Source organism: Bacillus pseudomycoides DSM 12442, from assembly GCF_000161455.1.
Lineage (GTDB): Bacteria > Bacillota > Bacilli > Bacillales > Bacillaceae_G > Bacillus_A > Bacillus_A pseudomycoides.
Genome location: NZ_CM000745.1, coordinates 2,178,592 through 2,187,853, shown reverse-complemented (window position 1 = coordinate 2,187,853; position 9,262 = coordinate 2,178,592). Strand labels below are relative to the sequence as shown.

The following is a 9,262-nucleotide window of genomic DNA, read 5'->3' as shown; positions in this document are numbered from 1 at the left end:
TTTGCAAACGAACTTGCTAACACTTATATGAAATAGATATAAATTATCACTGATATGTCACTGATATATAGTTATAATAAAAAGAGACAATACAAACTAACCTTGCTTAGAATACTCATTGTAGTACAATTTATATTATATGGATTAACGCCGCGGAGGTAATAAAATGCGACAATTTGCTAAACCAACAGTTGTTGTAAGTAAATGTCTAGAATTTGGTGCTTGCCGTTATAATGGAGATTTGATTCATGATGTGACTATTCGAAATCTACAGCCGTTTGTTACATTTATTCCGGTATGCCCTGAAGTGGAAATTGGATTAGGAATTCCACGTGAGACAATTCGGATTATCGAAGATAGTGGCATTCATAAGCTTGTACAGCCTTCGACAAGAAAAGATGTTACAGAGAGGATGCAACGGTTTTCTGATCAATTTTTAAGTACTTTACTGGATGTTGATGGTTTTATTTTAAAAAATCGTTCCCCAAGTTGCGGAACTAGAGATGTGAAAATTTATACAGGATATGAAAAATCACCAGTAAAAGAGAAGGGTGTTGGATTTTTTGGTGGAGCTGTACTAAAAAAATTTTCGCATATTGCAGTAGAAGAAGAAGGTAGATTGTCGAATTTTATTATTCGTGAACATTTCTTTACGAGGTTGTTTACAATGGCCCATTTCAAAACAATAAAACAGAGTAAAACTCTGAAAGAATTAGTATCATTTCAGTCAGATCATAAATATTTATTTATGGCATATAATCAGGTGAAACAAAAAAAATTAGGCCGTATTATTGCAAATCATGCAAAGGATAATATTGAAAATATCTTTGAAAATTACGAAAAAACCTTGTATGAATTATTGAAGCGAACACCTCGCTATACATCGAATATAAACGTATGTCAGCATATTTTTGGATACTTTAAAGATAAGCTAAACAAGCAAGAAAAAGAGTATTTTTTAACGCTACTTCAAAAATATGCAGATAAGAAAATACCTCTTAGCAATTTACTTGTAGTTTTAAAGTCGTGGGTCTTACGTTTTGAAGACCACTATTTATTACGACAAACATATTTTGAACCGTACCCTGAAGCATTAGTAGAAATTTCAGATTCCGGAAAAGGAAGAGATTATTAAAGAAAAAGCCACATAATTCGACACTGTTATTCCTATGTTGTTGTAGAACAATGTAGGAATTTTTTTGTGCATGAGTACAGATTCTGTTTTAAAATTAAGTTATGACAGAATTATAACAATTATCTAACTACTATTCTTGTCTTTTAAAAGCAATGTTTGTAGTACAGACTCGCACGCTGTCGAAACTCAATATTCGATAAGGGGTGTGTAGCGGAATGGAATTTACTCTAACTCGCGAAAAACAAATGATTAAAGAAATGGTACGAGACTTTGCTGAAAAGGAAGTTGCACCAAAAGCTGTGTATTATGATAAAACAGCTGAATTTCCATACGAAACGTTTCAAAAAATGGGCGAACTGGGATTATTAGGAATTCCATTCACGGAAGAGTATGGAGGTTCTGGCGGCGATACTCTATCGTATGCGTTAGCTGTTGAAGAAATTGGCCGTGCTTGTGGCGGTACAGGTTTAAGTTATGCTGCAACAATTTCATTAGGTGCTTCTCCAATTTATTACTTTGGTACAGAAGAACAAAAGCAGAAGTATTTAGTTCCAATGGCATCTGGAAAAACATTAGGTGCTTTTGGTTTAACTGAACCGAATGCTGGATCCGATGCAGGTGGCACACAAACAAAAGCATTTTTAGATGGTGATGAATATGTGATTAGCGGTGAGAAGTGTTGGATTACGAATGCAGAGTATGCAAATACAATCATTGTAACCGCTATCAATGGTGTCGAAGAAAATGGAAAAAAACGTATTTCTGCATTTATTGTGCCGACAACAAGTAAGGGATTAACGATTTCAAGTCCATACGATAAGATGGGTGTTCGTGCCTCTAATACTTGTGAAATCGTACTTGATGGTGTTCGTGTACCGAAAGAGAATATTCTTGGTGATGTAAATAAAGGATTTAAACAATTCTTATATACACTTGATGGAGGGCGTATTTCAATTGCAGCATTAGCTGTAGGAATTGCACAGTCTGCTTTTGAGCGTGCACTTCAATATGCAAAAGAGCGTCAGCAATTCGGAAAAACGATTTCTAATTTCCAAGCGATTCAATTTAAACTGGCTGATATGGCTACTGAAGTGGAATTGGCGCGTAATTTAGTACATAAAGCGGCTTGGTTAAAGGATCATGATAAACCTTTCGGTAAAGAAGCGGCTATGGCAAAGTTATTTGCATCTGAAGCAGCAAGTCGTATTGCGAATCAAGCAGTGCAAATTCATGGTGGATATGGTTATATGCGTGAATATGAAGTAGAGCGTCATATTCGTGATGCGAAGCTTTTAGAAATTGGTGAAGGAACTTCTGAAATTCAACGTCTCGTAATCGCAAGACATTTAGGGTGTAGATAAAAGGAGGATTCACTATGTTTCAAAAAATATTAATCGCTAATCGTGGCGAAATTGCAGTTCGAATTATAAAAACATGTCAAAAACTTGGAATTCCTACAGTTGCTATTTATTCAGAGGCAGATGAAAATGCACTTCATGTAAAACTAGCAAATGAGGCTTATTTGGTTGGTGGCCCACGTGTCCAAGAGAGCTATTTAAATCTCGAAAAGATTATAGAAATTGCTAAGAAAACAAATACTGAAGCGATTCATCCAGGATATGGATTGTTATCAGAAAATCCTTCCTTCGCGGTTCGCTGTAAAGAAGAAGGAATTGTATTTATTGGTCCTTCTGAAGAAATCATTGCTAAGATGGGAAGTAAAATCGAGTCACGTCTGGCAATGCAAGAAGCAAATGTTCCAGTTGTACCAGGAATCACAACGAATATTGAGACTGCTGAAGAAGCGATTGGAATTGCAAAACAAATTGGTTATCCATTAATGCTGAAGGCATCCGCGGGCGGCGGGGGCATTGGAATGCAGTTGATGGAAACTGAGCAAACGCTCACCAAAGCATTCGAGAGCAATAAAACGCGTGCACAAAACTTTTTTGGTAATGGTGAGATGTACTTAGAGCGATACATTGCAGATGCGCATCATATTGAAATTCAACTTTTAGCTGATACACATGGCAATACAGTTTATTTATGGGAACGTGAATGCTCTGTACAACGCCGGAATCAAAAAGTAATTGAAGAAGCACCGTCTCCATTTTTAGATGAAGAAACACGTAAAGCGATGGGGAAAGTTGCTGTACAAGCAGCAAAAGCTCTTGGCTATACAAATGCAGGTACGGTTGAATTTCTTGTGGATGATAAGAAAAACTTCTATTTCTTAGAGATGAATACAAGGTTACAAGTGGAGCATCCTGTTACTGAAGAAATTACTGGTCTAGATCTTGTTGAACAACAATTACTCATTGCGTCTGGTGAAAAGCTTTCCTTTACGCAGGAGGATATAAATCGTAGTGGTCATGCCATTGAAGCACGTATTTATGCAGAAGATCCAAAAACATTTTTCCCATCACCTGGGAAGATTACGGACCTAACGTTACCAGAAACAGTGCGTATTGATCACTTTTTAGAAAATAATGTTACAATCACACCGTTTTACGATCCGATGATTGCAAAAGTGATTGCTCATGGTGAAACGCGTGAAGAAGCAATTGAAAAATTACAGGATGCACTTCAAAACTTGAAAGTAGAAGGCATTAAGACAAATACATCCATGCTATTGCAAGTGCTAGAAGATGAAGTGTTCCAAAGTGGTATTTATACAACAGGTTTTGTAACAAAACAACTTGTAAAAAAATAAGGTTTATGAATATTAAAGGGGGAAAAAATGATGACAAAAGTATATGCATCGATGGCAGGTAATGTTTGGAAAATTGTTGTGGGAATAGGAGATACAGTAGAAGAAGAACAGGATGTCGTCATTTTGGAATCTATGAAAATGGAAATTCCAATCGTTTCAGAAGAAGCTGGGACAGTTATGAAAATAAATGTGCAAGAGGGCGATTTTGTTAATGAAGGAGATGTATTGGTAGAGATTGAATAGGGAGAAGAAGGGGTGAAATGTATTGAAGCTACCTACTTTTGCTGTCATTAAAGAAGTGGGACCACGTGATGGTTTGCAAAATGAAAAGAAAATTGTTGGCACAAAAGATAAAGTGAAATGGATTCAATTACTTTCAGAAGCTGGATTATCATATATTGAAGTTTCCTCTTTTGTTCACCCGAAATGGGTTCCTGCTTTAGCTGATGCGAGTGATGTATTTACAGAGTTAAAGCGGAATTCAGATATTACATATGCTGCGCTTGTTCCAAATCAAAATGGTTTGGAACGAGCTCTTTTGCAAAATGTAGATGAGGTGAATGTTTTTTTATCAGCGAGTGAATCACATAATAAAAGCAATATTAATAAGTCTATTAAAGAAGCATTATCTGTCATCCAAGATATTACAAAGCAAGCAGAGTTTGCAGGTAAAAGAGTAAGAGGTTACGTTTCTACTGTATTTGGTTGTCCTTATGAAGGAGATGTGAGCATTGATGCTGTAGACGAGTTATGTAATCAACTCTTCTCATATGGTATTTATGAAGTCTCGTTGGGAGACACGATTGGTGTAGCAAATCCATTGCAAGTAGAGCGAGTATTGGAACATTTACTTAAAAAATATGATTCTTCTCAATTTGCGATGCATTTTCATAATACCTACGGGATGGCGCTTGCAAACGTCGTTCAGTCATTGGAATACGGTGTTACGACATTTGATAGTTCCTGTGGTGGGCTTGGTGGTTGTCCGTATGCACCAGGGGCATCAGGTAATGTCGCGACTGATGATTTAGTACATATGCTCCACAAAATGGGCGTACAAACAAATATAAATGAAGAAAATTTATTAAAGGCTAGTCAATTTATTCAAAGCAAGCTAAATATTCAATTGCCAAGTCATGTGTATAAAGCATTGCAACATAAAACAATAAGTAGGTGATAAAATGCTACAATTACAAAACATTTCAGTAGATTATGTAACACCGCATATCGTAAAAATAACATTAAATCGCGAACGGCAAGCAAACTCATTATCTCTTGCACTATTAGAAGAGTTGCAATCTACATTAAATCATATTAATGAAGAAGCCGATGTTCGCGTTGTCATTTTAACAGGCTATGGTGAAAAAGCATTTTGTGCCGGAGCTGATTTAAAAGAACGTGCCAATATGAATGAGGAGCAAGTACGTCATGCAGTTGGGATGATTCGTTCTACAATGGATATGGTTGAGCAATTATCACAACCTGTTATTGCTGCAATAAATGGAATTGCACTTGGTGGTGGTACCGAGTTAAGTTTAGCGTGTGATTTTAGAATTGCGGCAGAAACAGCAAGCCTTGGACTCACTGAAACATCTCTAGCTATCATCCCAGGAGCTGGTGGGACGCAGCGTCTCCCAAGACTAATTGGTGTTGGCAGGGCAAAAGAATTAATTTATACAGCAAGACGTATTTCAGCGCATGAGGCGAAGGAATATGGAATGGTAGAGTTTGTGGTACCAGCTAACTTACTAGAAGAAAAAGCAATTGAAATTGCAAGAAGCATTGCGAGTAATGGACCAATTGCTATTCGATTAGCAAAAGAAGCAATCTCAAATGGGGTACAAGTAGATTTGCATACCGGATTACAAATGGAAAAGCAGGCGTATGAAGGTGTAATCCATACGAAAGATCGATTAGAAGGACTACAAGCATTTCAGGAGAAACGTAAACCAGTGTATAAGGGGGAGTAAATGTGCTAGAACAAAAACAACAATCGAATGCATTTCAAGAACGTGTTGAAACAATTAAACAAGGTGGGGCACCAAAATATCATGAACAAAATAAAGCAAAAGGAAAAATCTTTGTTCGAGATCGCTTAGCTCTTCTATTTGATAATGGTGAATATGTAGAAGATGCATTATTTGCTAATTGTGAGCAAACAGGCTTACCGGCAGATGGTGTTGTAACTGCTACTGGTAAAATACATGGTCGTACTGTATGTGTCATGGCAAATGATTCAACAGTTAAAGCAGGGTCTTGGGGTTCTCGAACTGTTGAAAAAATCTTACGCATTCAAGAAACAGCTGAAAAGTTACGTGTACCACTTTTTTATCTTGTTGATTCTGCAGGTGCTCGTATTACTGACCAAGTTGAAATGTTCCCAGGGCGCCGCGGTGCGGGACGCATTTTTTATAACCAGGTGAAGCTATCAGGTAAGGTACCACAAATTTGTTTATTGTTTGGTCCTTCTGCAGCTGGAGGTGCTTATATTCCTGCTTTCTGTGACGTTGTCATGATGGTTGAAGGAAATGCTTCTATGTATTTAGGTTCTCCGCGTATGGCTGAAATGGTTATTGGTGAAAAAGTAACACTAGAGGAAATGGGCGGCGCTCGTATGCATTGCTCGGTATCAGGATGCGGAGATGTATTATGTAAGACAGAAGAAGATGCGATTGCTCAAGCAAGACAATATATTTCATATTTTCCAAGTAACTATCAAGAAAATGCTCCTATGACTAAGCCTCAAGAACCAAAACAGTTCGAAAAAACGTTAGAACAAATCATCCCAGAAAATCAAAATGCTCCTTTTAATATGAAAGATCTTATTAATCGTATTATCGATGAAGGTTCTTTCTTTGAAGTGAAAAAATTATTTGCACAAGAACTTATTACAGGATTAGGCCGAATTGATGGGAAGCCTATTGGTATTGTTGCAAATCAACCGCGTATGAAAGGCGGTGTATTATTCCACGATTCTGCTGATAAAGCAGCGAAGTTTATTAATTTATGTGACGCATATCATATTCCATTATTATTCCTTGCGGATGTACCTGGATTTATGATTGGAACGAAAGTTGAGAGAGCTGGTATTATTCGTCACGGTGCGAAAATGATTTCTGCTATGAGTGAAGCCACAGTACCGAAAATTTCAATCGTTGTTCGTAAAGCATATGGTGCTGGTCTATATGCAATGGCAGGCCCAGCTTTCGAACCAGATTGTTGTTTAGCGTTACCAACGGCTTCCATTGCTGTAATGGGACCAGAAGCTGCTGTTAATGCCGTATATGCGAATAAAATCGCAGCATTACCAGAAGAAGAGCGTGCAAGCTTCATTGCAGAAAAACGTGAAGAGTATAAAAAAGATATCGATATTTATCGCCTAGCATCAGAAATGGTGATTGATGGTATTGTTCATCCGAATGATTTACGTGAAGAACTAAAGAAGCGTTTCGAAATGTACATGAGTAAATATCAAGTGTTTACAGATCGAAAACATCCAGTGTATCCAGTATAAAAGCCCTATTAAGGGCTTTCTTGTTCGAAAAATGAGGAGGGGAAAACATTGAAACAAGCCGTTTGGTTTCCAACAGAAGAATATAAAGATAAAACACGTCTATATGGGTGGATGAAATCGCTTGGCTATGAAGATTATGAAGCATTTTATAACAAGTCAATTGAAGAAACTGGATGGTTTTGGGGAGAAGCGGAACGTGCAGTTGGTTATCAATGGATGAAGCCGTATACAGAAGTATTAGATTTAGAAAACGGTACACCATTCGCTCAGTGGTACACTGAGGGAACGTGTAATGTAGTAGAATCTGCTTTATCTCGTTGGCTTGCAGATGAAGAAACAAAACAACAACCTGCTCTCATGTACGAAGGGGAAAACGGAACAACAAAATCATTTACATATGAAGAGCTCGATAGCTGGGTGAGCCGAGTTGCAAATGGACTAAAGAATTCCGGAATTGAGAAAGGTGATCGCGTAACGATTTATATGCCAATGATTCCTGAAACAGTTGTTGCCATGCTGGCAGTAATGAAAATAGGTGCGATTATTTCTCCGATTTTTTCAGGATTTGCTTCTGATGCAGTCATGACGCGCGTACAGGCAGCAGGATCCAAAATGATTATTACAGCGGATGGATTCTCGCGCCGTGGTAAAATCGTTTCTTTAAAAGATGAGGTGGATAAAGCGTGTGAACAATGCCCGTCTGTTGAGAAAGTTGTCATTGTTCGTCATGCTGGAAATGATTTTACACCTCATAATTATGATCTTTCATGGAGCGTTTTAGAAAAAGAAAAACCACTTACACATGCTGAAGAAATGAAAAGTGATGACCCGCTTATGCTCATTTATACATCTGGGACGACTGGTAAGCCAAAAGGAACAGTACACACGCACGCCGGATTTCCTCTGAAATCTGCATTTGATGCAGGGTTTGGTATGAATATTAAGCAAGGTGATCGTGTATTATGGGTTACTGATATGGGCTGGATGATGGGACCGTTCTTATTATTTGGTTCACTTATTAATGGTGCAACAATGGTAATGTATGAAGGTGTTCCAGATTATCCGGAAGCAGATCGATTATGGGAAACGATTGATCGATATCAAATTACGCATCTTGGGATTTCACCAACATTAATTCGAGCATTGATGGCAAAAGGTGATGAGTATGTAAAGAAACATTCCCTAGCAAGTTTAGAAGTTTTTGCATCAACAGGTGAACCTTGGAATCCTGACCCTTGGATGTGGCTTTTTGAAACAGTTGGTAAAGGGAAGGTGCCAATTTGTAATTATTCAGGTGGAACAGAAATTTCTGGTGGGATCTTTGGAAACGTTTTAGTTAAACCAATTGCACCGATTAGTTTCAATGCATCTTTACCTGGAATGGCAGCTGTTGTATTAGATGAACAAGGTAATCCAATTCGTGATGAAGTTGGAGAATTATGTTTAGAAAAACCATGGGTCGGAATGACAAAAAGCTTCTGGGGAGATGACGAGCGCTACGTTAATACGTATTGGTCACGTTTTGAAAATAAGTGGGTGCACGGTGATTGGGTAATCTATGACGGAGAGCAATATATCATTACAGGACGTTCTGATGATACATTAAATATTGCCGGGAAGCGTATTGGACCAGCGGAATACGAATCAATTCTTGTAAAGCATCATGATGTAATAGAAGCAGCAGCAATTGGTGTACCAGATGAAGTAAAAGGCGAAGTTTGTCACTGCTTCATTGTTTTACGTGAAGGAACTATATTTACACATGAATTAAAGATAGAGTTATTAAATTTAGTAAACTCTCACATTGGAAAAGCGTTATGTCCAAAGGATATTCATGTTGTAGAAGACTTACCGAAAACACGCAATTCTAAAGTAATGAGACGAGTAATTAAAGCAGCTT

At 37.6% G+C, this 9,262-nt stretch carries 8 protein-coding genes; all 8 read left to right on the top strand.

All coding sequences use genetic code 11. The annotated features are described in order from the left end of the window. The first annotated feature begins 166 nt into the window (after positions 1-166). On the top strand, positions 167-1,135 hold the full coding sequence (locus BPMYX0001_RS10855) for a YbgA family protein (protein ID WP_006094900.1): 969 nt from the start codon (positions 167-169) through the stop codon (positions 1,133-1,135). A 215-nt stretch (positions 1,136-1,350) separates the two neighbouring features. Then, the gene (locus tag BPMYX0001_RS10850; RefSeq protein WP_006094899.1) at positions 1,351-2,496 is read left to right on the top strand and encodes an acyl-CoA dehydrogenase; all 1,146 of its coding nucleotides are present in this window, start codon (positions 1,351-1,353) and stop codon (positions 2,494-2,496) included. Positions 2,497-2,510: 14 nt separating this feature from the next. Then, a complete protein-coding gene (locus tag BPMYX0001_RS10845; protein WP_006094898.1) occupies positions 2,511-3,848 on the top strand; it encodes an acetyl-CoA carboxylase biotin carboxylase subunit in 1,338 nt (445 codons plus the stop codon). Positions 3,849-3,875: 27 nt separating this feature from the next. Then, positions 3,876-4,091: an acetyl-CoA carboxylase biotin carboxyl carrier protein subunit gene (locus tag BPMYX0001_RS10840; protein ID WP_003197789.1), complete on the top strand. Its 216-nt coding sequence runs from the start codon at positions 3,876-3,878 to the stop codon at positions 4,089-4,091. Between the two features lie 22 nt (positions 4,092-4,113). Then, the gene (locus BPMYX0001_RS10835; protein WP_006094897.1) at positions 4,114-5,025 is read left to right on the top strand and encodes a hydroxymethylglutaryl-CoA lyase; all 912 of its coding nucleotides are present in this window, start codon (positions 4,114-4,116) and stop codon (positions 5,023-5,025) included. Between the two features lie 4 nt (positions 5,026-5,029). After that, a complete protein-coding gene (locus tag BPMYX0001_RS10830; protein ID WP_006094896.1) occupies positions 5,030-5,818 on the top strand; it encodes an enoyl-CoA hydratase in 789 nt (262 codons plus the stop codon). A 2-nt stretch (positions 5,819-5,820) separates the two neighbouring features. Beyond that, entirely contained in the window at positions 5,821-7,362 is a 1,542-nt protein-coding gene (locus BPMYX0001_RS10825; RefSeq protein WP_006094895.1) for an acyl-CoA carboxylase subunit beta, read from the top strand. 48 nt (positions 7,363-7,410) lie between these two features. Further along, a partial coding sequence (locus BPMYX0001_RS10820; protein ID WP_033798877.1) for an AMP-binding protein occupies positions 7,411-9,262 on the top strand: 1,852 nt, incomplete at its 3' end.